The sequence below is a fragment of the Terrabacter terrigena genome, assembly GCF_042676085.1.
Lineage (GTDB): Bacteria > Actinomycetota > Actinomycetes > Actinomycetales > Dermatophilaceae > Terrabacter > Terrabacter terrigena.
This window is the reverse complement of sequence record NZ_JBHTKH010000017.1, coordinates 52580-77709: the sequence shown is the minus strand read 5'-3', so window position 1 is coordinate 77709 and position 25130 is coordinate 52580. Positions and strand designations below refer to the sequence as shown.

Below are 25130 nucleotides of genomic sequence, written 5' to 3'. Positions count from 1 at the left end.
TGCCCCTTCGACGGTTGGGGACCTGTCGGGGGTTGTGAGCGCGTGCGTCAGCGGGCGCGGCGGCTGCCTGCCCGTGTGCCGGCCGAGAAGGCCGCGGCGCCGCCGCTGCTCGTCGAGTAGACCGTGGCCGAACCACCTGACCGGCCCGAACCTCCGGCACGGCGGCCCGAGCCGCCGGCACCGCCACCACGGCGGGCGGACGTCTGAAACTCGGCGCCCTGCGCGGAACGGGTGCGGCCCGAACCGCGAGCACCCGAACGACCGGCGCCGCGGGCGCCTCCACCCTGGATGTCGGAGCCCTGGTCACCGCGACCCCGACCGGGGCCACCCTCGCCGGGTCCGCGACCGTGCTCGGCAGCCGGGCGAACGGTGCTCGTGCCCCGTCCACCGCCGGACGCGCCGCCGTTGCCGCCACGGCCACGCCCCCGACCACGCCCCCGACCCGATCCACCGCCGGAACCGGACGCGGCGGCCGAACCGCCAGCACCAGCGCCTGCCGCGACGGCCTCGCGGACGAGCCCGCCGGCGTACGACCGCTCGCCGGGGGCGAGCTCGGTGAGGAGCGGGTGGCCAATGGCCACGCGGGTGGTCGTCGGCTTGATGCCGGCCTTGCGCGTCAGGTCGCGCACGTCGCGCACCTGCTCATCGAGCATCATCGTGACGACGGTGCCCTCATTGCCGGCACGTGCGGTGCGGCCGGAGCGGTGGAGGTACGCCTTGTGCTCGACGGGCGGGTCGGCGTGGATGACGAGGGCGACGTCGTCGACGTGGATGCCGCGGGCGGCGATGTCGGTCGCGACGAGCGTCTGCGCGCGGCCCGAGTGGAAGTCGTCCATGTTGCGCGTTCGCGCGTTCTGGCTCAGGTTGCCGTGCAGCTCGACGGCCGGAACTCCCGACGCGTTGAGCTGCTTGGCGAGCTTCTTGGCACGGTGCTTCGTGCGGGTGAAGACGACCTTGCGGCCGGGCGCCGCGGTGAGGTCGAGGATGACGGGCAGGTGCGAGCCGTTGTCGACGTGGAGCACGTGGTGGCTCATCGTCGCGACGGGCGACTGCGCCGAATCCGCCTCGTGGGTCACGGGACTCGACAGGAAGCGCTTGACGAGGACGTTGATCGCTCCGTCGAGCGTCGCCGAGAAGAGCAGCCGCTGGCTGTCGCGCGGCGTCTTGTCCATGATGCGGCGCACGCCCGGCAGGAAGCCGAGGTCGGCCATGTGGTCGGCCTCGTCGAGGATCGTCACCTCGATGCCGTCGAGGAAGACGTGGCCCTGCTGCATGAGGTCCTCGAGGCGACCCGGGCAGGCGACGATGACGTCGACGCCGCCCCGCAGCCCCTGGACCTGGGGGTTCTGGCCGACGCCGCCGAAGATCGTCTGCGACGTGAGGCCGAGCGCCTTGGCGAGCGGAGCCATCGCGGTGTCGATCTGCGCGACGAGCTCGCGCGTCGGCGCGAGGATGAGGGCGCGGGGACGACGCGCCTGCCGGCGACCGCCGGACTGGGACAGCCGCGTCATCAGCGGCAGCAGGAAGGCGTACGTCTTGCCCGAGCCCGTGCGACCACGGCCGAGGACGTCGCGGCCGGCGATCGAGTCGGGCAGCGTGGCCGTCTGGATCGGGGTCGGGGTGGTGATGCCGAGGTCGTTCAGGACGGTGACGAGCGAGGTGGGCACGCCGAGCACGGCGAAGTTCGTGTCAGTGGACACAGGTGGGTACTCCAAAAAGTGGATGCGGTCGTTCTGCCCGGCGCGAGGGCCTCAACGGTGAGGGTCGCGGCGCAAGAGCGAATCGACGCGGCCGGCGGGTGGGCCAGGCCAAGAAGAAGCGGCCCGAGGCAGAACTGGGCGGGCCACTGCGCACCAGTCTAGCGGAGGCGGCGCCTCCCGCGTGAACCGCCCCCGCAGCGACGGCCCCGGGAGGGCCTCCCCGGGCTGCAGCGTGGTGACGGAGCGTTGTCTCGATCGGCGGATGCGGTGACGGAGTGCTCCCTCGTCCGGGAGGGCGTGGGTCGGCGCGCCGACGGCTCAGCCGATGTCGCGTACGCCCTCGTCGCCGACCTCGTCGGCCTCGATCACCATGGGGTTGAGCACGCGGTGCAGGAACGACTTGGTGCGCACCTCCTGCGGGTCGCCGATGACCTCGGCGGCCGGACCCTGCTCGACGACGAAGCCGCCGTCCATGAAGACGACGCGGTTGGCGACCTCTCGGGCGAAGGCCATCTCGTGCGTGACGATCATCATCGTCATGCCCTCGGCGGCCAGCGACTTCATGACCGCGAGCACCTCGCCGACGAGCTCGGGGTCGAGCGCGGAGGTCGGCTCGTCGAAGAGCATCAGCTCGGGGTCCATCGACAGCGACCGGGCGATGGCGACGCGCTGCTGCTGCCCGCCCGACAGCTGCGCCGGGAAGGCACTTTCCTTGTGCGTCATGCCGACGCGCTCGAGGTTGTGCCGGGCGGCCTCGCGCGCCTTGCTCTTGGAGCGCCGCAGCACCTTCGTCTGGGCGACGGTCAGGTTGTCGAGGACGGTCAGGTGCGGGAAGAGGTTGAACGACTGGAACACCATGCCGATGCGGCGGCGCACGCCGTCGATGTCGACGTCGGGGTCGGTGATCTCGTCGTCGCCGACGAAGATCTGCCCGGACGTCGGCTGCTCGAGGAGGTTGACGCAGCGCAGCAGCGTCGACTTGCCCGACCCCGACGGGCCGATGACGCAGACGACCTCGCCCTGGTCGATGTCGAGGCTGATGTCCTTGAGCACCTCGTTGCTGCCGAACGACTTCTTGAGGTTGCGGATCGAGATGGCGTGACGGCCGACGTGCCCGCGGGAGTCAGCGGAGTCGGTGGTGCGGCTCGGGGTCGACATCAGCGGGCCTTCGCGTAGCGTCGCTCGAGCTGGCGCACGAGCATGGACAGGGGCAGGGTGATCGCGAGGTAGCAGACCGCCCCGACGATGAGCGGCGTCGGGCTGACGGTGCGGTTGAGGAAGTCCTGTGAGAACTTCGTCAGCTCGTACGTCGAGGCCGTGACACCGACCACGTAGACGAGCGACGAGTCCTTGACGAGCAGGATCAGCTCGTTGGTGAGCGGCGGGATGACGATGCGGAACGCCTGCGGCAGCACGATGGTGCGCATCGTGCGCGAGGAGCTCATGCCGAGGGTGCGGGCGGCCTCGACCTGACCCCGCGGCACGGCCTGGATGCCGGCCCGGAACGTCTCGGCCATGTACGCGGCGGCCGTGACGCCGAGGCCCACCATGACCATGCCGTAGGTGCCGCCCGGGAAGCTGAAGCCCGCGAAGGCGTTCGGGATGCCGTAGGCGACCATGAAGAGGACGACGAGCGCGGGCACCCCCCGGAAGAACTCGACGTATGCCGTCGCGAACCAGCGGTAGGGCCCGATCGAGCTGAGCTTCATCATCGCGAGCAGCAGCCCGACGACGAAGGCGAAGACGAACGCGAGCGCCGTGTAGATGAGGGTGTTGACGAGGCCGATCGTGATGACCCGAGGCATCATCCGCTGGAAGATGTCGCTGCGCAGGAAGGCGGCGCTGAACGTGGGCCAGTCGGTCTTGACGAGGATGAGGGCGACGACGGCAAGGCCGATGGCGTACTGCGCCCCCCGGCCGAGGCGCGCCCGCTGCCGGCGCGAGAGTCCGCTCCGGGCGGGCTCGGCGGTTTGGGTGGTCATGGGGTCCTCACTTCGTCTGCGGGGCGGACAAGGGCAAGGCTGGCGCAGACGTGCGGTCTGCGCCAGCCCTGACCTGGGACAGGTGTGGTCGCCCTTACTGGGCGGGCACGTCCCCGATCCACTTCTTGAACAGCTTGTCGTACGTGCCGTCGCTCTTGGAGGAGGTGATGATCTCGTCGACGACCTTCTTGAGGCCGTCGTTGCCGAGCTTCATGCCGAAGCCGTACTGCTCGCCGGTGTCGAACTGCGTGGCGATCTTCGCCTTGCCGGCGTTCTCCTTGATGGCCTCGCTCCAGACGGGGAGGTCGTTGATCGCACCGTCGATCTGGCCGGTGAGCAGCGCCTGCGTCTCGGCGGCGAGGTCCTGGAACTCGACGACGTCGTAGCCGTTCGCGTCCTTGTTCTTGTTCGCGTAGTCGAGACCGGTCGTCGATGACTGCGCGCCGAGCTTCTTGCCCTTGAGGTCGGCGAGCGTCTTGACGGTCGACGCGTTGTTGACGAGCAGCGCCTGGGTCGCGTCGAAGTAGGGCTCGGAGAAGAGGATGGCCTTCTTGCGCTCGTCGGTGATGGTCATGCCGGCGGCAGCGATGTCGCACTTGCCGGTGGCCATGTCCTGGCCCGACTTGATGCCCTCGAAGGGGGTGTCGACGATGGTCTGCTGCACGCCGAGCTTCTTGGCGACGAGGTCCATCATGTCGACGTCGAAGCCGACGGTCTTGCCCGAGTCGTCGTTCGACTGGAACGGCGCGTACGGCAGGTGGGTGCAGACGGTCAGCTTGCCGTCGGAGATCAGCTTGACGCCGGAGGCTCCGCTGGCGGTGGCGGCCGGCGTCGCCGTGGTGTTGGCCGGGCCGCTGCTGCAGCCGGCCAGGGCCAGCGCGCTGAGGGCGGCAACGGCAGCGAGAGAGCGCATGGGGCGAGACTTCACAGACAAACTCCTCTTTCAGGGCCACATGGCGAACGGTGGCGACAGGCGACGATCCTTGCACCGTGACCCCCACCGAGGCACGTACCGGCGGCAATAGAGCACAAATCTTCATCTGCGCTGGGCCTCGGGCCGCAAAACGGGGTGGGCGAGAATGGCCCGCATGACGACGGAGTCACGGCTGCCCGACCACGAGATCCCGACCATCGAGGTGGACGAGCTGCGCGCCATGCAGCTCGAGCGCCTCCAGCGGACGGTCCGGGCGGCGTACGAGCACGTCCCGCACTACCGCGAGGCGTTCGACGCGACGGGCTTCCACCCCGACGACCTGCAGTCGCTGGGCGACGTGAGCCGTCTGCCGTTCACGACGAAGGCGGACCTGCGCGCCAACTACCCGTTCGGCATGTTCGCGGTGCCCCGCGAGCAGGTCGTCCGCGTGCACGCGAGCTCGGGCACCACGGGCCGTCCGACCGTGGTCGGCTACACGAAGGGCGACATCGACACGTGGGCCGACCTCGTGGCTCGCTCGATCCGGCTCGCCGGCGGGCACCCGGGCGACGTCGTGCACGTGGCGTACGGCTACGGCCTCTTCACCGGCGGGCTCGGCGCGCACTACGGCGTCGAGCGGCTGGGCGCGACGGTGGTGCCGGTCAGCGGTGGCATGACCGAGCGCCAGGTCCAGCTCATCCGGGACTTCGGGCCGCGCGTCATCATGGTCACTCCCTCCTACTTCCTCAGCCTGCTCGACGAGATGGAGCGCTCGGGGGTCGACCCCGCGTCGACGTCGCTGCAGGTCGGCATCTTCGGCGCCGAGCCGTGGACCGAGTCGATGCGGCAGGAGATCGAGCGGCGCACCGGCATGGACGCCGTCGACATCTACGGCCTGTCCGAGGTGATGGGCCCCGGGGTCGCGCAGGAGGCGGCGACGACGAAGGACGGCCTGCACATCTGGGAGGACCACTTCTACCCCGAGATCATCGACCCGGTCACCGAGCAGGTGCTGCCCGACGGCGAGCTCGGCGAGCTCGTCCTCACTTCGCTCACGAAGCAGGCGATGCCCGTGATCCGTTACCGCACACGGGATCTGACTCGCCTGCTCCCCGGCACGGCCGTCCCGTCGATGCGGCGGATGGAGAAGGTCACCGGCCGCACCGACGACATGATGATCATCCGCGGCGTCAACGTGTTCCCGACCCAGATCGAGGAGCACGTGCTCGCGGAGCCGCGCCTGTCGCCCTACTTCCAGTGCGTGCTGACGCAACCGGGCCGCATGGTCGAGCTGACCGTGCTCGTCGAGCCGCTCGCACCACTCGGCGCCGGCGAGGCCGACGAGATCGCGCGCACGCTCGAGGCGACGGTCAAGCGGCGCATCGGCACGTCGTGCCGGGTCGAGGTGCGCGACCCCGGGTCGATCGAGCGGTCGGTCGGCAAGGCGCGCCGCATCGTCGACGAGCGTCCCAAGGAGTGAGGCCCCGTCCCGTATGCCGTCTCGACCGTTCCTCGGCCACCCGTGGTCGGTGCGTGCTTGACTCGGAGCGAGCGGGCCTGTCCCGGGGCCCGAACGACCGATCGGGGCACGTCATGGCATCGCTGTCGCAGAGGCTGTGGAAGGCCGGCAACACGGCCGCGGTGTGGGTCTACCGCCGCACCGGGGGCAAGGTCGGCGGCAAGGCCAGGGGCGGCAGCCCGGTGCTGCTGCTCACCGTCGCCGGGCGCACCTCAGGGGTCTCGCACACCGTGCCCGTCGCGTACATCCACCGTGACGGCGCGTACTACCTCGCGGCGACGGCCGGCGGGCAGCCGAGGGAGCCCCAGTGGATCCGGAACCTGCGCGCTGCCTCGACGGCCACGATCCAGGTCGGCAGCGAGCGCACGCCAGTGTCGGTCGAGGTGCTGGGCGGAGCCGCCCGTGAGGCCGGCTGGCACGACTTCGTCACGACCTACCCGTCGTTCGCGCCGTACGAGGCGAAGTCGGGACGGCGCATCGCCATCGCGAAGCTGACTCCGACGCGCTGACCCCGCGAGCGACCTGCGCCCCCCCCACTTCATCGAGAAGGCGAGCGAGCGCCCACACGCGGACGGATCGCTCTCTCGATGGGTGGGGCATCCGGCCAGCCGGCACGCTGGGCCTCCAGGACGAGTGCCACGGCGGCGGTGTCGTCGAGCCCGGCCTGACGGGACTCGGCGACGAACCGGGCTGCGAGCGCTCCCAGCGCAGCCTCGGCCGCGTGGGCACCGGACGCGACGGTCGTGCCCGCGCGGCTGTGTGTCTCGACGAGACCGGCCGACTCGAGCAGCTTGTAGGCCCGCGCCACCGTGTTGGCAGCCAGCCCGAGCTGCCCAGCCAGGGCCCGGACGGTCGGCAGCCTGTCGCCCGGTAGCAGTCGACCGGCGCGGATGAGTGCCTCGAGCTGCGCGCGCACCTGCTCGAACGGCGACTCGCGAGACTCGGCGTCCACGACGAGCGGAAGGTCGACCATCCGGCGATTGACCCATCGGGGAGGCGGCGTGTCAACGGAAGGGCCTGCCGCAGCATCAACTACAACGTGTAGTATCTACTACGACCTGTAGTTCCGCAGACCCTCCGGGGGACCTCGATGGATGCAACGGACCTGGCACGGTGGCAGTTCGCGATCACCACCGTGTACCACTTTCTCTTCGTGCCGATCACCATCGGCATGTCCGCGATCGTCGCCTGCTTCCACACCGCCTGGGTGCGCACGCACAACGAGCAGTGGCTCCGGCTCGCGAAGTTCTTCGGCAAGCTCTTCCTGATCAACTTCGCGCTGGGCCTCGTGACCGGCATCGTGCAGGAGTTCCAGTTCGGCATGAACTGGAGCGACTACTCCCGCTTCGTCGGTGACATCTTCGGCGCGCCGCTCGCCATCGAGGCGCTGCTCGCGTTCTTCCTCGAGTCGACCTTCCTCGGCCTCTGGATCTTCGGCTGGGGCCGCATCCCCGAGAAGCTCCACGCCGCGACGATGTGGATCGTCCACATCGGCACGATCCTGTCGGCGTACTTCATCCTGTCGGCCAACTCGTTCATGCAGCACCCCGTCGGCTACACCTACAACAGGGCGACGGGCCGCGCCGAGCTCACCGATTTCCTCGCCGTGCTCACCAACAAGGTCCAGCTCGTCACGTTCCCCCACGTCATCTTCGCCGCCTACATGGCCGGCGCTGCCGTGGTCATGGGCGTCGCGCTCTGGTGCATGAGGCGAGAGACCCTGCGCGCCGAGGGGGCCGGCGAGGACGTGGCTCTCGGCGATGCCCCGATGTACCGCCGGGCGGCCCGCATCGGCGCGGTCGTGACCCTCGTCGCCGCGCTCGGCGTCTCCCTCACGGGCGACGTCCAGGGCAAGATCATGACCGAGGTGCAGCCCATGAAGATGGCTGCCGCCGAGGCCCTGTACGAGTCGGTGCCCGCCGGCGTGGGGGCGCCGTTCTCGGTGCTCTCTGTCGGCTCGCTCGACGGATCGCACGCGAACGACATCATCGAGGTGCCGGGCCTGCTCAGCTTCCTCGCGACCGGCAACTTCGGCGGCGCGGTCGACGGCATCAACGACCTCAAGGCCCTGTACGCGGACACGTACGGCGCGAGCGGCAACCCGCTCGTCGCGTCGGCGACGGGCTACGCGCCGAACATCCCGACCACGTACTGGACGTTCCGTCTCATGATCGGGCTCGGCATGGCGGCCGCGGCGATCTCGCTCGTGGTGCTCTGGCTGACCCGCAAGGATCGCACGCCGACCCATCGCTGGCTGCTCTGGGCCGCGGTCCTGACGCCGTTCCTGCCGATCCTCGCCAACAGCTTCGGCTGGATCTTCACCGAGACGGGTCGCCAGCCGTGGCTCGTCTTCGGCCTCATGACCACCGCGACCGGCGTCTCGCCCGGCGTCTCGATCGGCGAGGTCATCACCTCGATGACGGTCTTCACACTGCTCTACGGCGCCCTCGCCGTCGTCGAGGTCAAGCTCTTCCTGTACTACGTGCGCAAGGGCGCCGAGCCCTTCGAGCCGCCGCAGGACCCCGCCGACCGTGACGAGGACGCCCCCCTCGCCTTCGCCTACTGAGAGGGACTGAACCGCAATGGATCTCGCAACCTTCTGGTTCATCGTCCTCGGCCTCCTGTGGACCGGCTACTTCGTGCTCGAGGGCTTCGACTTCGGCGTCGGCATGCTGCTGCCCGTCCTCGGCGGGAGGAAGTACGCCACCGACGCCGTCGACGCCGAGAAGCGCCGCCGCGTGCTGCTCAACACGATCGGTCCCGTGTGGGACGGCAACGAGGTGTGGGTGCTCACCGCGGGCGGTGCGACGTTCGCCGCCTTCCCGCACTGGTACGCAACCCTGTTCAGCGGCTTCTACCTGCCCCTGCTCGTCATCCTCGTCGCGCTCATCCTGCGCAACCTCGGCTTCGAGTACCGCCACAAGCGGCCCGAGGCGTCATGGAAGGCGCGCTGGGACCTCGCCATCTTCTGGGGCTCGGTCGTGCCGGCGTTCCTCTGGGGCGTGGCCCTGACGAACATCGTGCGCGGCGTGCCGATCGACGCGAGCAAGGAGTTCACCGGCAGCGTCCTCACCCTGCTCAACCCCGCCGGCCTGCTCGGAGGCGTCGTCTTCGTGGCGCTCTTCCTGACGCACGGCGCGATCTTCGTCGCCCTGAAGACCGAGGGCCGGATCCGCCTGGAGGCCCGCGCCATCGCCGAGCGCGTGGGCGCCGTCGCCGCCGTGCTCGCCCTCGCCCTGCTGCTCTGGCTCGGCTTCAGCGACGGCAAGGCGGCGTCATGGGCCACCACCGCCGTCGCTGCCGTCGCGCTCATCGGCGGCCTCGCCGCCAACCGGGCCGGACGCGAGGGCTGGGCGTTCCTCGGCACGGCGGGCACGATCGCCCTTGCCGTCGCCACCTACTTCCTCGTGCTGTTCCCGAACGTCATGCCCTCGTCGACGAACCCGGCGTGGAGCCTCACCGTCGACAACGCGTCGAGCACCGACTACACGCTCAAGGTGATGACGGTGGTCGCCCTCGTCTTCACTCCGGTCGTCGTGCTCTACCAGGGCTGGACGTACTGGGTGTTCCGGAAGCGTCTGGGCACCAAGCACATTCCCGACGACGCGGCCGTCAAGACCGCTCACCGCTGACGACGCCCGAGGCCATCCGATGAAGCCCTTCGACCCGAGGCTCCTCCGAGCGGTGCCCGCTGCCCGGGGGCCCGTCGGTGCGCTCGCCGCCACCGGTGTGCTGACCGGTGTCGCGACCATCGCGACGGCGTTCGCGCTGTCGGCCGTGGTCGTGGCCGTGGTCGACCGTGGCGACCTCACCCAGCCGGTCGCCTGGCTGCTCGGGCTCTTCGTCGTCCGGGCTGTGCTCGCCGCCACGACCGAGTGGGTGGCCGCCTGGGCCGGGGTCACCGTGTCGTCGGCCCTGCGCGCCTCGCTGCTGCGCGGGTGGGGCGCCCGCGACGCCGACTCGCGCCCCGCCCCCGGCAGGGCGGTGTCGCTCGCGACCTCGGGAGCCGCCGCGGTGGAGCCGTATGCCGCCCGCTACCTCCCGACGCTCGTGCACGCCGTGGTCGTGCCGGCCCTCGCCGCGGGCACGCTCGTCGTCGTCGACTGGCCGAGCGCCCTGGTCGTGGCGCTCACCCTGCCGCTCCTCCCGCTCTTCGCCGCCCTCATCGGCCGGGCAACCGAGGAGTCGACCGAGCGACGGTGGTCGGCCCTGGCCGCGCTCTCCGGTCACTTCCTCGACGTCGTGCGCGGTCTGCCGACACTCGTCGGCTACGGTCGCGCACGTCGCCAGGTCGCGACGGTGCGCGCCGTGAGCGACCGGCACCGCCGGGCGACGATGGAGACGCTGAAGATCGCCTTCCTCTCGTCGGCCGCGCTCGAGCTGCTGGCGACGATCTCGGTCGCCATCGTCGCCGTGACCGTGGGGCTCCGCCTCTCGCACGGGTCGATGGCCCTCGGCGCCGGGCTCGTCGCGGTCCTGCTCGCGCCCGAGGCGTACTGGCCCGTGCGCCGCGTCGGCGCCGAGTACCACTCCGCGGCCGACGGCGCCGTCGCCCTCGACGCCATCCTCGCCGAGCTGGACCACCTCCCCTCCCCCGCGCCGAACGCCCCGTTCGGTACAGGCCCGGGGGGTGCGCCGGGTGGGCAGGTGCGGCTCGAGGGGGTCACCTACGCGTATGCCGGGTCGGCCGTCCCGGTGATCCGTGACCTGTCGCTCGTCGCCGGTCCCGGCCTCACCGTCGTCACCGGCCCTTCGGGTGCCGGCAAGTCGACGCTGCTCGACCTCGTCGCGGGCCTCCGGGTCCCCATGGCCGGCACGGTCACCGCGCCACCCAGCCACTACGTCACCCAGCGTCCCTTCCTCGCGACGGGATCGGTACGCGAGGCTCTCACCGTCGGGCACACCGCGACCGACGAACGGCTCTGGGAGTCCCTGCGCGCGGTCGGGGTCCACGGCGTCGTCGCGTCCCTGCCCGGCGGGCTCTCCGCCGACCTCGGCGACGACGGCTTCGGCCTCTCCGCGGGCCAGCGGCAGCGCCTCGCCCTCGCCCGGGCCTGGCTCGCCCCCGAGAGCGTGCTGCTCCTGGACGAGCCGACCGCTCACCTCGACCCCGAGGGCGCCGAGCACGTCGCGGGCCTGGTCGCCGAGCTCGCCCAGCGACGCGTCGTCATCGCCGTCACCCACCGCGACGAGCTGCTGGCGCACGCCGACCAGCACGTCGAGGTGCGTCGCCACGGCGCCGCCGGCTCGTCCGTCGACCAGCCAGAGGAGGCCGTGCGATGACCACCGACACCCGTCCGGTCTGGTGGCCCACCGCCGGCACGCTGCGCGGTGGCCTCCTCGGTGGCATCGCGACCGCCTCGGGCATGGCGCTCACCGCGACGTCCGGGTGGCTCATCGTCCGCGCCGCCGAGCGGCCGGTCATCCTCACCCTGCTGACGGCCATCGTCATGGTGCGCGCGTTCGGCATGGCCAGACCGGTCTTCCGCTACTGGGAGCGGCTCGTCAGCCACGACGCCGCGCTGCGCCTGCTCGCCGAACGCCGGACCTCGACCTACGAGGCCCTCGTCCCCCTGACGCCGGCTCGGCTCGGACGACGACGCCGTTCGGACGTGCTCACCGGGGTCGTCGACGACCTCACCGACGCCGTCGACGCCCAGGTGCGCGTCACCGTGCCGGTCATCTCCACGGCGGTCGCCGGCGGCCTCGCGATCGCCCTGACGACGGCGCTCTCGCAGCCGGTCGGGCTCGTGATGCTCGCCCTCGGGGCCGTCGTCACGGTGGTCAGCGCCCTCGCGGCCACGCTCGAGTCCCGTTCCCTGCCCGACCTGCTCGCGGCCCGCGCCGAGGTCACACGGGTGAGCGAGCTCGTCGCGAGCCAGGCCACCGAGCTGCGCGCCGTCGGCGGATGGGCCACCGCCATGACCTGGCTGGACCGCGCCCACACCACCCTGGCGCGCACCACCCGCCGCATCAGCGCGGGCCGGTCCCTGGCCGCCTCGCTCCACCTCGTCGCCGTGGGGGCCGCCGTCGTCGCGACCGCCGTCATCGCACGAGACCTCGACGTCGCCACACCCGTCAAGGCGCTGCTCGTGCTCACGCCCGTCGCGGTCTCCGACGCGGTCAGCCCGCTCGTCGACGCGATGCGGGCCCTGGCGCGCGCCCGCGGCAGCCAGCGCCGCATCGACGCCCTGCTCGGGCTCTCCCCCGCCGTCGTCGACCCAGCCACCGCAGCGCCCGACTCGCAACCCGACGCCCAGCCCGACGCCCAGCCTGACGCCCAGCCCGACTCCCAGCCCGACTCCCAGCCCGGTGCCCAGCCCACCCTCGGCGCCCGACCCGACCAGCCGGCATACGCCGGCGTTGCCGTCGACCTGCGCGACGTCACGGCGTCGTGGACGGGCGAGCGCACCGACCTCGCGCCGACCGGCCTCGCCGTCGAGCCCGGCACCGCGATCGCAGTCACCGGCGCGAACGGCAGCGGCAAGTCGACGCTGCTCGCGGTGCTGGCCCGGCACCTCGACCCGACGGGCGGGAGCTATCACCTCTACGGGGTCGACGCACTCGACCTGCCTCTGGCACAGGCGCGTTCGCGAGTTGCGGTGGTCGACGACGAGACGCACGTGCTCGCCACGAGCCTGCGCAACAACCTCACCCTGGCGCGGCCCGACGCCACCGACGACGACGTCGACCGTGCGTTGAAGGCCGCCGGCCTTGCCGACGTCCGGGCAGAGCTGCCCGACGGCCTCGACACCGTCCTCGGAGCCGGGGGCCGCGGCCTCTCCGGCGGCGAGCGCGCCCGCCTCGGCATCGCCAGGGCCCACCTCAGCGGGCGGCCGCTCGTGCTCCTCGACGAACCGGTCGCGCACCTCGACCCACCCACGGCCCGCGCCGTCGTCGAGGACCTCACGGCACTCAGCGACCGCACGGACGCCGGGGGGCGCGCTCGGACCATCATCATGGTGACCCACCGCGACGACGGGGCCGACCTGTTCGACCGTGTCGTCGAGGTGCGGCGCGCCCATCGGCGACGATGGCAGCCACCGTGGTCGCCCACCCGGACGACCACACGCACGAGGCCGGCCGACGTGTCGACAGGGCCGATAGATAGGAGCCGCCATGCCCAGCACCCCCCGCAACCGCCTCGGCGACCTCGAGCGCGCCGTCATGGAAGAGCTCTGGAGCACCTCCGACGCCCATCCCGAGGGCCGCACGGTGCGTGAGGTCCACGACTCCATCGGTGTCGAGCGGGGTCTCGCCTACACGACCCTCATGACCGTGCTCGACCGGATGGCGAAGAAGGACCTCGTCAGGCGCGAGCGCGACGGCCGAGCGTGGCGCTACACACCGGCGTCGACCCGTGCCGAGCTGACGTCCGAGTCGCTGCACCACACCCTGGGCGAGCTCGCCGGCGACACCCGCCGCTCGGCCCTGCTGCACTTCCTCGACGAGTCGACCCCCGAGGAGATCGACGAGCTCAAGGCAGCCCTCGCCGAGCTCGAGGCCCGCCGACCCGACGACCGCCGAGCCTGACCCGTGCTCGTCGTCGCGGGACTCGTCGCGCTGGCGGTCCTGCTCTCCTGGCCGGTCCCCCGAGCCCTCGCCCGGGTGACCAGCCTTCGCCGCGCCCCGCGGGCGGCGCTGGTGCTGTGGCAGGCGACGGCCGTGGCCGCGGTGCTCGCCGCCCTCCTCGCCGCGCCCGCGGCCCTGCCCGCACTGCTCGGGCAGCAGGTGCGGCTGTCGCAGAGCTGGCCGACCGTGACCGTCGCTGCCCTGCTCAGCGCCGTCGTCGCCGTGCGTCTGCTGCTCTCGGGCGACCGCGTGGGCCGCAACCTGCGCGCAGCCCGGCGCCGTCACCGCGACCTCGTCGACCTGCTCGGGACGCCCGGCGAGGGCGCCGACCGCCACATGCGCGTGCTCGAGCACACGACCCCGACGGCATACTGCGTGCCCGGCGTGCGGAGGCGCGTCGTCCTCACCCAGGGCACCCTCGACCGCCTCGGACCCGACGAGCTGACCGCGGTGCTCGCCCACGAACGTGCCCACCTCGCCGCACGGCACGACCTCGTCATGGAGTTCTTCACGGTCGTGCACGAGGCGATGCCACCGTTCCTGCGCTCCGAGGCCGCGCTGCGCGAGGTGCACCTGCTCATCGAGGTGCTCGCCGACCGCGCCGCGGTGCGCCGGGCCGGGGCCGTCAACACGGGCCGCGCGATCGTCGCGATGGCCGGCGGCCCCAAGCCGGTAGGGGCCATGGCCATGTCCGACAGCACCCGCGTCGCGAGCGCGCGCATCCAGCTGCTCGACGCCCACCGGATCGCCGGCCTGCCCCTCGGCGTCGTCGCCGCGACCATGTATGCCGCCGCGGCCCTGCTCGTCGCGGCTCCCCTCGCCCTCTACGGCCTCGCGATCGCCGAGCTGTCGCTCGTCTGACGCCCGGAACGGGACGGGGCGCCCGGGGTCGCGATCTATAGGGTGGGCGCATGCGCGTACTCGTCAGTGGCGGAACCGGTTACATCGGCTCGCACACCGTGGTCCAGCTCGTCGCGGCGGGGCACGACGTGCTCATCGTCGACAACTTCGGCAACAGCAAGCCCAGCGTCGTCAACCGGCTCGAGGCCCTCACGGGCCGGCACCTGCCGGTGCACTCCTTCGACCTGACCGACCACGACAAGACCGAGCACCTCTTCGCCAACGAGCCGATCGACGCGGTCATCCACTTCGCGGGTCTCAAGGCCGTGGGCGAGAGCGTCGAGCTGCCCCTCGAGTACTACGAGAACAACCTCGGCTCCACGTTCTCGCTCGTGCGCGCGATGCGCCGCCACGGCGTGACCAAGCTCGTCTTCAGCTCGTCGGCCACCGTCTACGGCACCGACCAGGAGGCCGCGACCGAGGAGCGCCCGACCTTCGCGACCAACCCGTACGGCTGGACCAAGGTGATGCAGGAGCAGATCCTGCGCGACGTCGCCGTCGCCGACCCGTCCGTGCGCATCGCCCTGCTGCGCTACTTCAACCCGATCGGCGCCCACGCCTCGGGCACCATCGGGGAGGACCCGCAGGGCATCCCCAACAACCTCGTCCCCTTCATCGCGCAGGTCGCCGTGGGTCGCCGCGAGTTCCTGTCGGTCTACGGCGACGACTACCCCACACCCGACGGCACCGGCCAGCGCGACTACATCCACGTCGAGGACCTCGCGGCCGGCCACCTCGCCGCCCTCAACCGCCTCGGCACCATGGACGAGCCCGTCGGCACGTGGAACCTCGGCACCGGCCAGGGCACGTCGGTGCTCGAGATGCTCCACGCGTTCGAGCGCGCGGTCGGCCGCGAGCTGCCCTACCGCGTCGTCGACCGCCGGCCGGGTGACGTGGCCGTCTCCTACGCCGACCCGGCCAAGGCGAACCGCGAGCTCGGCTGGGTCGCGACCCGCACCATCGACGACATGTGCGCCGACACGTGGCGCTGGCAGCAGGCCAACCCCACCGGCTACCCCGACTGAGCCGTCACCTCCGTCCCTGAGGCCGTATGCCGGGTGGCGCGGCTGGGCGCCCGCCTTCGCGCCGGCCGTGGCGTGACGGCATACGTGGTCGGTGTCGTCACACGGACCGCCACGAACAGCACGGACCGACGCGACTGAGCGTGAGCGGTCCGCCCGTGGCGGTCCGTCTGCCTGTGGACGGCCGGCCTGCGAGTGGTCAAGGACGCGGCAGGCTGCTCAGGTGGAGCTCACCGACCTGGTCGCCCAGCACGGCGGGCTCTGCTCATGGCGAGATCTGCGCACCGTCGGCTCGGCGAACCGCATCAGGAAGGCCACGGCGGAAGGCCTGCTCGTCCGGGTGGCTCGAGGGCGCTACGCGCTGCCGGGCCTCGACGTGGCGCGCGAGCTGGCCACTCGCGCCGGCGCCACCGCGTCGCACACGACGGCCGCGCTCCACTGGGGCTGGGGTGTCAAGTGGGCCCCGGCCGAGCCGCACATCACGCTCCCGCGCGGGCGCAAGCTGCGTGAGCAGGCGCGGTCGGGTGTCGTGCGGCACTGGCGCACGCTGCGCGACGAGGACGTCGTCGACGGATGGGTCACCAGCAGGGTGCGCACGGTCCTCGACTGCTGCCTCGACCTGCCGTTCGACGAGGCCCTGGCCGTCACCGACTCGGCACTGCGGTCCGGTGTGCGGCTCGCTGACGTGGTCCCTGCAGCCGCTGCCCTCCCACCGAGGCAGCGAAGGAGGGTCGGGCGGGTGCTGCTGCATGCCGACCACCGTGCGGCCAACCCGTTCGAGTCCGTCCTCCGGGCGATCTGCCTCTCGGTCAAGGGCCTCACGATCGTGCCGCAGCACGTCATCAGGTCGCGTGGCTTCCACGCGAGGGTCGATCTGGCGGACGCCGACCTGATGATCGTCATCGAGGCGGAGAGCCTCGAGTTCCACGCGGACGCGGCGGCACTGCAGCACGACTGCCGTCGCTACACCGGACTCGGGGCTCGGGGCTGGGTGGTGCTCCGCTTCACGTGGGCCGAGGTGATGAGGCAGCCGGACTACGTGCGCGAGGCGCTGTCGATGACTGCCGCAGTCCGACGGACCTCCACGAAGCGCCCGGCTCGACGCGGCTCAGCAGGGAGCGGCGCGGTCGTGGCGGTCCGTCGGTCCGCGTGAACCGCGGGGCCCATCTCGTGGGCGTCTCGTCAGGGACGCGGGTCGAGAGCGTCGTACTCCCGGAACGAGGTCACCCGGGCCACGGTGACGACGACGAGCACGACGACCAGCACGCCGCCGACGACCGACGGGACCCAGGTGGCCGTGAGCGTGGCCAGCGTGCCGGCGAACATCTGGCCCAGCCGTGGCCCACCCGTGACGACGACGGTGAACACGCCCTGGGTGCGTCCGCGCAGCTGATCGGGCACGGCCGACTGGAGGATCGCCTGGCGGAAGATCGCGCTGATGTTGTCGGCCCCGCCAGACACGGCGAGGCAGACCGCCGCGACGGCCAGCGCCCACCGGTTGACGTGGCCGAAGTCCATCGACGAGACGGCCGAGCCGCCGAGGGTCGTCACCGCGAGCACGAGGCCGAAGCCGAGGATGCCGAGGCCGTACGCGACGATCGAGTCGCGGATCGCCCTGCCCTGCCAGCGCAGCCCGGTCACCCGCCCCGAGCCGAGGCTCGAGAGGATGCCGCCGACGGCGAACGACGCGAGCAGGATGCCTGCGGTCACCGATCCGCCGCCGATGACGATGGCGCCGACCGCCGGGAAGAGCACCATCGGCTGCCCGAAGGTCATCGCGATGATGTCGACGACGAAGCTCATGCGGACGTTCGGCGCCCTGCGCAGGTGCGCGAGCCCGTCGACGACGGACCGGAAGCCACCGGTTGCCGGTCGCTGACCCTCGGGCCGGATGTGGGGCAGCGTCCAGAGGCCGAAGAAGCCGGCGAAGAAGAGGATGACGTCGATCGTGTAGGTCCAGGCGTAGCCGGCGCGGGCGACGAGCACACCGGCGACACCGGGCCCGACCGTGACCATGACTCCGGCCGAGATGCCGAGCAGCGCAGCGGCTTTCGGCAGCTGCTCCTTGGGCAGCAGCCGTGGCGTGATCGCCTGGCGGGTCGCCGAGGCGATCGTGGCGGCGACGGCGTTGACCGTCGTGATGACGTAGAACATCCACACGTGCGCGGCGCCGAGCCACGCGATCGTCGCCAGGACGACGGTCGAGGCCCACGCGACCGTCGACGCCGACAGGGCGACCGTGCGCCGGTCGAAGCGGTCGGCGACCGCCCCGCCGTAGAGGCCGGCGACGATCATCGGCAGCAGCGAGAACCAGGCCACGAGCGAGACCATGAACGTCGAGCGGGTCAGGTCGTAGATGTGCAGGCCGACGGCCGTGTTGGTGACGAAGGTGCCGATGCCCGCGAGGGTGTTGCCGAACCAGAGCCGGGCGAACGCGGGGCTGACCCGCAGCGGCGTGAGGTCGATGAGGTGTGACCTGCGCTCGGGGGCGGCGGACCCGACACCGGTGTCGGACTCGGGAGAAGCGTCGGTCACAGAGCGACGCTACGCCACGGCGAGCGGGGCCGAGCCGTCGGGCAGGCAGGCCGAGACACCCCGCAGCCGCGACCCGTCACGCACCCAGACCCACCGGCCGTCGGGCGTGCGCCGCGCGACCTGGGTGCGCACCGACCCGTCGGCGCCCGACGACGTCGTCATCGCGAGGTCGCCGGTGACGACGGCACGCGAGGCGACCGCCGGCTCGAACGGGCCCAGGACCCCTGCGGCCAGCGCCGCGGCGAAGGCGGCACGGATGGCCGAGTGCCCGGCCGCCTCGCGACCGAGCGGCAGGCTCACGACGGCGTCGGCGGCGTACAGCCCGACGATGCCGTCGAGGTCGCCGGCGAGCGCGAGCTCGACCAGGCAGGCCTCGAGGGCCTCGGGGGCGGCTGCCCCCACTGCCGGCTGCGGTGTCGTCGTCATGGGAGGACCATGTCACCGGCCACCGACACTGCCCCGCGGCCCCGCATCACGTGGGATCGCTTCGGCCTACCGGCCCTTCTCGTCGGTGTTCAATGGGGATCATGTCGCCTCGCCCCGTCCACGTCACCTTCGTGTGCAGCGGCAACATCTGCAGGTCGCCCATGGGTCACGTGATCCTCGAGCGGATGGTCGAGGAGGCAGGCCTCAGCGACCACGTGCGGGTCAGCTCGAGCGGCACCGGCGACTGGCACGTCGGCGAGCACGCCGACCCCCGCACGGTCGCCGAGCTCGCCCGGCACGGCTACGACGGCAGCCGGCACCGCGCCCGCGAGTTCGACCCCGACGAGTTCGACGACGTCGACCTCGTGCTCGCCTCCGACGAGGGCCACGTGCGCACGCTCCAGCGCCTCGCGCGTACGCCGGCGAACCGTCGCAAGATCCGGCTCGTCCGCGAGTTCGACCCCGAGGCCGTCGCGGCGGGCACTCTCGAGACCGGCGACCCGTGGTACGGCGGTGAGGACCACTTCGCCCGGTGTTTCGCGGAGGTCGAGGCCGCCTGTCGTGGCATCCTTCAGCACGTCAGGGACCAGCTGGACGGCCGGCTGGACGGTCGGCCGGACGCCCGCGAGGAGCTGCCGGACACCGGTCGGCCCTGACACCGACGCGAGACCTGAGCCGACTGTGCCCGACTTCCCCTATGGATCCCCCTGCTGGGTCGACCTGCTCGTCAACGACGTCCCGCAGGCGAGACGCTTCTACACCGAGCTCTTCGGCTGGCAGTGGGTCACCGGTGACGCCGCGACCGGCGGCTACACGATGGCGCTGCTCGACGGCCATCCCGTCGCCGGCATCAGCCGCAAGCCCGACGCGGCCCCGGTCCCCAGCCAGTGGACGACCTACCTGCGCGTCGGCGAGATCGACGTCGCCGCGAGCGCCGTCAACGCGTACGGCGGCCGCACCATCGGTCGGCCCGTCGATCTCGGGGCGCTGGCCCGCACCCTCATCGCCGTCGACCCCGGCGGCACGTACTTCGGGCTGTGGCAGCCGCGCGACCTGCCCGGCATCGGCCTCCTCGACGAGCCGGGGTCGCTGACGTGGAACGAGCTGCTGACCCGCGCCTACGACCAGGTGCAGGCCTTCCAGCAGGCCGTCTTCGGCCACGAGTTCACAGACGAGACCGAGCCCGACGGGCCCCGCTGGTCGACGGCGCACACCGGTGACGGCAACCCGGCATACGGCCTCGCAGAGATCGGCGACGACTGGCCCGCGACCATCCCGTCCCACTGGGTTGCCTCCTTCGCCACGCACGACGTGGGTCGCTCGCTGGAGAAGGCGCTCGTCAACGGCGCCACCGTGCTCCAGCCGCCGTTCGACGGGCCCTTCGGCTTCGGGGCGGTGCTGAGCGGCCCTGAGGGAGAGGTGTTCTCGCTCCTCGTGCCCGATCTCGACTAGCCGCCCGGGGGCGTATGCCGTCGGGCCGGGTCACCGGCCACCCGACCGTCGTGGACGGCATACGGACCACTCCTCGCGCTCTGGGAGGATGGGGGCCATGGCTTCGCTCGCTGACGCAACCCCGCCCATCGCGCTCGGGGCGCTCGACGGCCGCTACCGCGGTGCCGTCGTCCCCCTCGTCGACCACCTGTCGGAGGCCGCGCTCAACCGCGAGCGCGTGCACGTCGAGGTGGAGTGGCTCGTGCACCAGACGAGCAACGGGGTCGTGCCGGGGGTGCGCAAGCTCAGCGGCGACGAGGTCGTGGCGCTGCGGGCCGTCGTGGACGGCTTCGGGCCCGACGAGGTGGCCGAGCTCGGCGACATCGAACGGGTCACGGTGCACGACGTCAAGGCCGTCGAGTACTTCCTCAAGAAGCGCCTCGCCGAGATCGCGCCGGCCGACGCCGACAAGGGCCTCGCCGAGCTGATCCACTTCGGCTGCACGAGCGAGGACATCAACAACCTCTCCTACGCGCTCATGGTCAAGGGTGCGGTCGAGGAGGTCTGGCTGCCCAGGGCGCAGGACCTCGTCGACCAGGTGTCCGCGATGGCGCGAGAGCTCAAGGACGTGCCGCTCCTCGCGCACACCCACGGCCAGCCGGCGACGCCGACGACGATGGGCAAGGAGCTCGCCGTCCTCGCGCACCGCCTCGGCCGCCAGCTGCGTCGCATCGGCAAGCAGGAGTACCTCGGCAAGTTCAACGGCGCGACCGGAACCTTCGGCGCGCACGCGCTCGCGCTGCCCGACGTCGACTGGCCGGCCGTGTCGCGTGCCTTCGTCGAGGGCCTCGGCCTCACGTGGAACCCGCTGACCACGCAGATCGAGAGCCACGACTGGCAGGCCGAGCTCTACGCCGACGTCGCGCGCTTCAACCGCATCCTGCACAACCTCTGCACCGACGTGTGGACCTACATCTCGATGGGCTACTTCGCACAGGTGCGGGGCCAGGGCACCGTGGGCAGCTCGACGATGCCTCACAAGGTCAACCCGATCCGTTTCGAGAACGCCGAGGCCAACCTCGAGGTCTCCAACGCGCTTCTCGACGTGCTGGGCGGCACGCTCGTGCAGAGCCGCCTGCAGCGCGACCTCACCGACTCGAGCATGCAACGCAACATCGGCACCGCCTTCGGGCACTCGCTGCTCGCCCTCGACAACGTGTCGCGGGGTCTCGCGGGCCTTGATGCCGTGCCCGAGCGCATGGCCGCCGACCTCGAGGCCAACTGGGAGGTGCTCGGCGAGCCCATCCAGTCGGCGATGAGGGCCCTTGGTGCGCAAGGTGTCCCGGGCATGGAGGAGCCCTACGAGCGGCTCAAGGAGCTGACCCGTGGGCGCCGCGTCGGTGGCGAGGAGGTGCGTGAGTTCGTGCGCGGGCTCGGGCTGCCGGACGACGTCGAGGCGCGCTTCGTCGAGCTGACGCCGCAGACCTACACCGCGCTGGCGAGCCGGCTCGTCGACGACTTCCTGGCCTGACGGCACACGAGCCCGCCCCGAGCGGGCTGCCCGTGCAGGGCAGCCGCCCGCGAGGGGGGGTTCGTGTGTCCGCGGGGTCCCGTGCCGCGGTCAGGCGCTCGCGGTCGAAGGGCGGAAGCTGCGCAGCCGCAGGCTGTTCGTCACGACGAAGACCGACGAGAAGGCCATGGCGGCACCGGCGAGCATCGGGTTGAGCAGTCCCGCGGCCGCGAGCGGCAGGGCGGCCACGTTGTAGGCGAACGCCCAGAACAGGTTGCCCTTGATGGTCGCGAGGGTGCGCCGCGAGAGTCGGATCGCGTCGGCAGCCACGCGCAGGTCGCCCCGCACGAGCGTCAGGTCACTCGCCTCGATGGCCACGTCCGTGCCCGTGCCCATGGCGAGGCCGAGGTCGGCCTGGGCGAGCGCGGCCGCGTCGTTGACGCCGTCGCCGACCATGGCGACGACACGCCCCTCGGCCTGCAGCCGCTTCACGACGTCGACCTTGTCGGCGGGCAGCACCTCGGCGATCACGTCGTCCGGGGCGACGCCGACCTCGGCCCCGACGGCGCGCGCGGTCGCCGCGTTGTCGCCGGTGAGCAGCACCGGGTGCAGCCCGAGCCCGCGCAGCCTGGTGATCGCCTCGGCCGAGGTCGGCTTGACCGCGTCGGCGACGACGAGCACGCCGCGGGCGGCGCCGTCCCACGCGACGACGACCGCCGTGCCGCCGGACTCCTCGGCCCGTCGCATCGCCGTGGCCAGCTCGTCGGGCACTGCGGTGCCGCTGCCTTCCACGAACGACGCACGCCCCACGACGACGTCGTGCGGCACACCCTCCGCGGTGACGACGCCCCGGACACCGAGGCCCTCGCTGTTCGCGAAGTCGGCCATAGCCGGTAGGGGGTGCTCGGCCCCCGGCGTCGCCACGAGGCGTTCCCGCGCCCCGGTCGCGACCGCTCGCGCGACCGGGTGCTCCGACGCGTCCTCGACGGCGGCGGCCAGGAGCAGGACGTCGTCGGCGGACTCACCCTCAGCCGGCACGACATCGCGCAGGCGCATCTGGCCGGTCGTCACCGTGCCGGTCTTGTCGAGCACGACCGTGTCGACGCGGCGCGTCGACTCGAGCAGCTCGGGCCCCTTGATGAGGATGCCGAGCTGGGCGCCGCGGCCGGTGCCGACCATGAGAGCCTTGGGGGTCGCGAGGCCCAGCGCGCACGGGCAGGCGATGATGAGCACCGCGACGGCGGCGGTGAAGGCGGCTGCGGTGCCGTCACCCGTGCCCAGCCAGTAGCCGAGCGTCGCCACTGCGATCGCGATGACGACCGGCACGAAGATGCCCGACACCCGGTCAGCGAGGCGCTGCACCTGTGCCTTGCCGTTCTGCGCGTCCTCGACGAGGCGTGCCATCTGCGCGAGCTGCGTGTCGGCGCCCACCCGGGTGGCCCGCACGACGAGGCGTCCGCCCGCGTTGACCGTCGCGCCCACGACAGCGTCGCCGGGGACAACGGCGACGGGCACCGACTCGCCCGTGAGCATCGACGCGTCGACCGCCGACGTGCCCTGCTCGACGAGCCCGTCGGTCGCGATCTTCTCTCCCGGCCTCACGACGAACCGCGTGCCGACGGTGAGGGACCCCACCGGAACACGCCCCTCGACGTCACGCCCGTCGGAGCCGGTCCGAAGCACGGCGACGTCCTTCGCGCCCATCTCGAGCAGCGCTCGCAGGGCCGCACCGGCCTGTCGCTTCGAGCGGGCCTCGACGTAGCGCCCGGCGAGCAGGAACGTCGTCACGCCCGACGCCACCTCGAGGTAGAGGTTGCCGGAGCCGTCGGTGCGCGCGACAGTGAGCTCGAACGGGTGCACCATGCCCGGCACACCGGCGTCTCCCAGGAAGAGAGCCCGGAGCGACCAGCCGAACGCCGCGAGGGTGCCCATCGAGACGAGGGTGTCCATCGTCGTCGTGCCGTGGCGCAGGTTGGTCCAGGCGGCCCGATGGAATGGCCCCGCACCCCACACGACCACAGGAGCGGCGAGCGTCAGCGAGGCCCACTGCCAGTACGTGAACTGGAGTGCCGGCACCATCGACATCGCGATGACCGGGACCGTGAGGACCGTTGACACGACGAGCCGCTCGCGCAGCCGGCGCACGCGGTCGTATGCCGGGTCGTGACCGTCGGCGCCCGCGTTGCCCGTCGCACCAGCCGCGCCGTCCGTGCCGGGCGCGTCGGGCGCGCTCGCCGCCGGGGCCCGGACGGTCGCGCCGTAGCCGGCCTCCTGAACGGTGCGCACGAGGTCGGCCACCGACACGGCGTCGGCGGCCGTGACGCGGGCCTTCTCGGTCGCGTAGTTCACCGTCGCGGCGACACCGTCGAGCTTGTTGAGCCTGCGCTCGATCCGGTTGGCGCACGACGCGCATGTCATGCCCGTGATGTCGAGCTCGGTCGTCGTGCCGGGCAGACCGGTCGCGCCGGTGAGCTGCAGGCTGCCAACGGTCGGGCGGGGGTCAGTGGCCGTGGCCATCGGAGTCTCCTGTCTGCGTGGGCTCGGGCGCGGGGGTGCTCGCTGGAGCAGCGTCGGGAGCCTCGGAGGCTGCGACGACGAACGAGGCGGTGCGCACCACGCCCTGGTGCTGGAAGTCGAGGTGGAGGCGATAGCCACCGGCGGTCGGCACCGGCGTGTGGAAGACGACCTCGGGCCCGGCCGTGGTGCGTCCGTCACCGGGCTCGCCGTCCGGGTGGACGTGGAGGTAGGCGAGGTCGCCGTCTCGGAGGGCGACGAGGTGGCCGTAGGCGCCGAGGTAGGGGTCGAGGTCGGTGACCGGCCTGCCGTCTTTCGTGACCGTGAGCCCGAGCCGGGCGTCCCGGCCGGCCACGAGGTCGCCGGTGAGGGTGACGGTGTAGCCGTCGACGACGGCGGTGCGCGAGGGTGCGGCGGCCGGGACCGGCTCGAAGGCACCCGCCACGGAGAGGTCGCTGCCGAGGGTGAGCGGGGTGCCGCCCGAGGCCTTGAAGTCGGCGAAGAGGCGCCAGGTGCCCGGGGTGAGGTCGAGGGTGGTCGACCACGTGCCGTCCGCGGCGAGGGTGGGGTGCACGTGCTGGAACCCGCTCTGGTCGCGGCGCACCGCGATGAGGTGCAGGCGCTTCTCGTGCTGCATGTCGAAGGCCGTGACCGGCGCCCCGCCCGGACCCGTGACGGTGAACCACATCGGGACGGCCGTGCCGGCCGTCGCCCGCGTGGCACCGAGGCGCAGGGCGTAGCCGTCCTGGGCGACGCGCAGGCCTCCGGGCATCGAGGCCCCTCCGGACATCGAGGCCGAGGGCGACGAGGTCGCCGAGCCGGACCCGCCGGTGCCGTGGCCGGTGCCGTGCCCGGTGCTGGACCCGGCATCGGCGACCTTCGCAGCGCTCGGCCCGACAGCCGCGCCGATGGCGAGGGCACCACCGAAGAGCGCCCCCAGGCCCAGGACGAATCCGGCGACCCGCGACGGCGTCCCGAGGCGGGCGAAACGCCCCGCGGCACTCATGACGCACTCGCGAGGGCGTAGCCGGCCTCTTCGACGGCGGAGCGCACGGCCGTCTCGGAAACGCAGTGGCCACAGGACATCCCGACGACGGTGCAGGTGG

The 25130-nt window shown here is 72.1% G+C and carries 22 protein-coding genes; 13 read left to right on the top strand and 9 right to left on the bottom strand.

Translation table 11 applies throughout. The annotated features are described in order from the left end of the window. Nucleotides 1-47: 47 nt before the first annotated feature. From ACFQ2V_RS18660 to ACFQ2V_RS18645, 4 genes are all read right to left on the bottom strand, one after another. Nucleotides 48-1700, bottom strand: coding sequence for a DEAD/DEAH box helicase (locus ACFQ2V_RS18660; protein ID WP_386054405.1), 1653 nt, complete (start codon nucleotides 1698-1700; stop codon nucleotides 48-50). Between the two features lie 318 nt (nucleotides 1701-2018). After that, nucleotides 2019-2858: an amino acid ABC transporter ATP-binding protein gene (locus tag ACFQ2V_RS18655; RefSeq protein ID WP_386054403.1), complete on the bottom strand. Its 840-nt coding sequence runs from the start codon at nucleotides 2856-2858 to the stop codon at nucleotides 2019-2021. After that, entirely contained in the window at nucleotides 2858-3682 is an 825-nt protein-coding gene (locus tag ACFQ2V_RS18650) for an amino acid ABC transporter permease (RefSeq protein WP_386054402.1), read from the bottom strand. The genes ACFQ2V_RS18655 and ACFQ2V_RS18650 overlap by 1 nt, the downstream gene beginning before the upstream one ends. Before the next feature lie 94 nt (nucleotides 3683-3776). Further along, nucleotides 3777-4610 carry an ABC transporter substrate-binding protein gene (locus ACFQ2V_RS18645; RefSeq protein ID WP_386054400.1) on the bottom strand — a complete coding sequence of 278 codons (834 nt, stop codon included), beginning with the start codon at nucleotides 4608-4610 and terminating at the stop codon, nucleotides 3777-3779. 160 nt (nucleotides 4611-4770) lie between these two features. Here ACFQ2V_RS18645 and paaK point away from each other — a divergent pair, with 160 nt between their 5' ends. After that, nucleotides 4771-6075, top strand: coding sequence for a phenylacetate--CoA ligase PaaK (gene paaK / locus ACFQ2V_RS18640; protein ID WP_386054399.1), 1305 nt, complete (start codon nucleotides 4771-4773; stop codon nucleotides 6073-6075). 113 nt (nucleotides 6076-6188) lie between these two features. After that, on the top strand, nucleotides 6189-6623 hold the full coding sequence (locus ACFQ2V_RS18635) for a nitroreductase/quinone reductase family protein (RefSeq protein WP_386054398.1): 435 nt from the start codon (nucleotides 6189-6191) through the stop codon (nucleotides 6621-6623). Nucleotides 6624-6652: 29 nt separating this feature from the next. Here ACFQ2V_RS18635 and ACFQ2V_RS18630 read toward each other — a convergent pair whose 3' ends face one another. Further along, nucleotides 6653-7087, bottom strand: a complete 435-nt coding sequence (locus ACFQ2V_RS18630; protein WP_386054396.1) for a GntR family transcriptional regulator — start codon at nucleotides 7085-7087, stop codon at nucleotides 6653-6655. 117 nt (nucleotides 7088-7204) lie between these two features. Between ACFQ2V_RS18630 and ACFQ2V_RS18625 the strand changes: the two genes are divergently transcribed. The 8 genes from ACFQ2V_RS18625 to ACFQ2V_RS18590 all read left to right on the top strand — a co-directional run bounded on the left by ACFQ2V_RS18625 (nucleotide 7205) and on the right by ACFQ2V_RS18590 (nucleotide 16761). Further along, nucleotides 7205-8680, top strand: coding sequence for a cytochrome ubiquinol oxidase subunit I (locus ACFQ2V_RS18625; RefSeq protein ID WP_386054395.1), 1476 nt, complete (start codon nucleotides 7205-7207; stop codon nucleotides 8678-8680). Between the two features lie 16 nt (nucleotides 8681-8696). Further along, entirely contained in the window at nucleotides 8697-9746 is a 1050-nt protein-coding gene (gene cydB / locus ACFQ2V_RS18620) for a cytochrome d ubiquinol oxidase subunit II (RefSeq protein WP_386054393.1), read from the top strand. 19 nt (nucleotides 9747-9765) lie between these two features. Beyond that, a complete protein-coding gene (gene cydD, locus ACFQ2V_RS18615; protein ID WP_386054391.1) occupies nucleotides 9766-11397 on the top strand; it encodes a thiol reductant ABC exporter subunit CydD in 1632 nt (543 codons plus the stop codon). Continuing rightward, nucleotides 11394-13337, top strand: coding sequence for a thiol reductant ABC exporter subunit CydC (gene cydC, locus ACFQ2V_RS18610; RefSeq protein ID WP_386054390.1), 1944 nt, complete (start codon nucleotides 11394-11396; stop codon nucleotides 13335-13337). Before cydD ends, cydC begins: the two co-directional genes overlap by 4 nt. After that, a complete protein-coding gene (locus tag ACFQ2V_RS18605) occupies nucleotides 13234-13647 on the top strand; it encodes a BlaI/MecI/CopY family transcriptional regulator (protein ID WP_386054388.1) in 414 nt (137 codons plus the stop codon). Before cydC ends, ACFQ2V_RS18605 begins: the two co-directional genes overlap by 104 nt. Nucleotides 13648-13650: 3 nt before the next feature. Next, complete coding sequence (locus tag ACFQ2V_RS18600; RefSeq protein ID WP_386054387.1) at nucleotides 13651-14547, top strand: M56 family metallopeptidase; 897 nt, start codon at nucleotides 13651-13653, stop codon at nucleotides 14545-14547. Between the two features lie 50 nt (nucleotides 14548-14597). Then, nucleotides 14598-15611 carry a UDP-glucose 4-epimerase GalE gene (galE, locus tag ACFQ2V_RS18595; RefSeq protein WP_386054386.1) on the top strand — a complete coding sequence of 338 codons (1014 nt, stop codon included), beginning with the start codon at nucleotides 14598-14600 and terminating at the stop codon, nucleotides 15609-15611. A gap of 220 nt (nucleotides 15612-15831) precedes the next feature. Continuing rightward, a complete protein-coding gene (locus tag ACFQ2V_RS18590) occupies nucleotides 15832-16761 on the top strand; it encodes a DUF559 domain-containing protein (RefSeq protein ID WP_386054385.1) in 930 nt (309 codons plus the stop codon). A 29-nt stretch (nucleotides 16762-16790) separates the two neighbouring features. Here the strand turns inward: ACFQ2V_RS18590 and ACFQ2V_RS18585 are convergent, their stop codons facing one another. Together ACFQ2V_RS18585 and ACFQ2V_RS18580 are read right to left on the bottom strand one after the other, a co-directional pair. Further along, nucleotides 16791-18143, bottom strand: a complete 1353-nt coding sequence (locus ACFQ2V_RS18585; protein ID WP_386054383.1) for an MFS transporter — start codon at nucleotides 18141-18143, stop codon at nucleotides 16791-16793. A gap of 9 nt (nucleotides 18144-18152) precedes the next feature. Next, nucleotides 18153-18569, bottom strand: a complete 417-nt coding sequence (locus ACFQ2V_RS18580) for a YybH family protein (protein ID WP_386054382.1) — start codon at nucleotides 18567-18569, stop codon at nucleotides 18153-18155. A 101-nt stretch (nucleotides 18570-18670) separates the two neighbouring features. On the opposite strand from ACFQ2V_RS18580, the gene ACFQ2V_RS18575 reads away from it, so the two are divergent. From ACFQ2V_RS18575 to purB, 3 genes are all read left to right on the top strand, one after another. After that, complete coding sequence (locus tag ACFQ2V_RS18575) at nucleotides 18671-19225, top strand: low molecular weight protein-tyrosine-phosphatase (protein ID WP_386054380.1); 555 nt, start codon at nucleotides 18671-18673, stop codon at nucleotides 19223-19225. 25 nt (nucleotides 19226-19250) lie between these two features. Beyond that, nucleotides 19251-20021: a VOC family protein gene (locus ACFQ2V_RS18570; protein ID WP_386054379.1), complete on the top strand. Its 771-nt coding sequence runs from the start codon at nucleotides 19251-19253 to the stop codon at nucleotides 20019-20021. Between the two features lie 97 nt (nucleotides 20022-20118). Next, nucleotides 20119-21531 carry an adenylosuccinate lyase gene (gene purB, locus ACFQ2V_RS18565; protein ID WP_386054378.1) on the top strand — a complete coding sequence of 471 codons (1413 nt, stop codon included), beginning with the start codon at nucleotides 20119-20121 and terminating at the stop codon, nucleotides 21529-21531. Nucleotides 21532-21621: 90 nt separating this feature from the next. Here purB and ACFQ2V_RS18560 read toward each other — a convergent pair whose 3' ends face one another. Then, nucleotides 21622-24027, bottom strand: a complete 2406-nt coding sequence (locus tag ACFQ2V_RS18560) for a heavy metal translocating P-type ATPase (protein ID WP_386054376.1) — start codon at nucleotides 24025-24027, stop codon at nucleotides 21622-21624. Further along, nucleotides 24011-25030, bottom strand: coding sequence for a hypothetical protein (locus tag ACFQ2V_RS18555; protein WP_386054375.1), 1020 nt, complete (start codon nucleotides 25028-25030; stop codon nucleotides 24011-24013). The genes ACFQ2V_RS18560 and ACFQ2V_RS18555 overlap by 17 nt, the downstream gene beginning before the upstream one ends. Nucleotides 25031-25130: the final 100 nt, after the last annotated feature.

Bases quoted from the DNA above. Each gene is read 5' to 3' on its own strand.
- ACFQ2V_RS18655 (WP_386054403.1), bottom strand. From the start codon at position 2,858: ATGTCGACCCCGAGCCGCACCACCGACTCCGCTGACTCCCGCGGGCAC.
- ACFQ2V_RS18650 (WP_386054402.1), bottom strand. From the start codon at position 3,682: ATGACCACCCAAACCGCCGAGCCCGCCCGGAGCGGACTCTCGCGCCGG.
- paaK (WP_386054399.1), top strand. From the start codon at position 4,771: ATGACGACGGAGTCACGGCTGCCCGACCACGAGATCCCGACCATCGAG.
- ACFQ2V_RS18635 (WP_386054398.1), top strand. From the start codon at position 6,189: ATGGCATCGCTGTCGCAGAGGCTGTGGAAGGCCGGCAACACGGCCGCG.
- ACFQ2V_RS18630 (WP_386054396.1), bottom strand. From the start codon at position 7,087: ATGGTCGACCTTCCGCTCGTCGTGGACGCCGAGTCTCGCGAGTCGCCG.
- ACFQ2V_RS18625 (WP_386054395.1), top strand. From the start codon at position 7,205: ATGGATGCAACGGACCTGGCACGGTGGCAGTTCGCGATCACCACCGTG.
- cydB (WP_386054393.1), top strand. From the start codon at position 8,697: ATGGATCTCGCAACCTTCTGGTTCATCGTCCTCGGCCTCCTGTGGACC.
- cydD (WP_386054391.1), top strand. From the start codon at position 9,766: ATGAAGCCCTTCGACCCGAGGCTCCTCCGAGCGGTGCCCGCTGCCCGG.
- cydC (WP_386054390.1), top strand. From the start codon at position 11,394: ATGACCACCGACACCCGTCCGGTCTGGTGGCCCACCGCCGGCACGCTG.
- ACFQ2V_RS18605 (WP_386054388.1), top strand. From the start codon at position 13,234: ATGCCCAGCACCCCCCGCAACCGCCTCGGCGACCTCGAGCGCGCCGTC.
- galE (WP_386054386.1), top strand. From the start codon at position 14,598: ATGCGCGTACTCGTCAGTGGCGGAACCGGTTACATCGGCTCGCACACC.
- ACFQ2V_RS18580 (WP_386054382.1), bottom strand. From the start codon at position 18,569: ATGACGACGACACCGCAGCCGGCAGTGGGGGCAGCCGCCCCCGAGGCC.
- ACFQ2V_RS18575 (WP_386054380.1), top strand. From the start codon at position 18,671: ATGTCGCCTCGCCCCGTCCACGTCACCTTCGTGTGCAGCGGCAACATC.
- purB (WP_386054378.1), top strand. From the start codon at position 20,119: ATGGCTTCGCTCGCTGACGCAACCCCGCCCATCGCGCTCGGGGCGCTC.
- ACFQ2V_RS18560 (WP_386054376.1), bottom strand. From the start codon at position 24,027: ATGGCCACGGCCACTGACCCCCGCCCGACCGTTGGCAGCCTGCAGCTC.
- ACFQ2V_RS18555 (WP_386054375.1), bottom strand. From the start codon at position 25,030: ATGAGTGCCGCGGGGCGTTTCGCCCGCCTCGGGACGCCGTCGCGGGTC.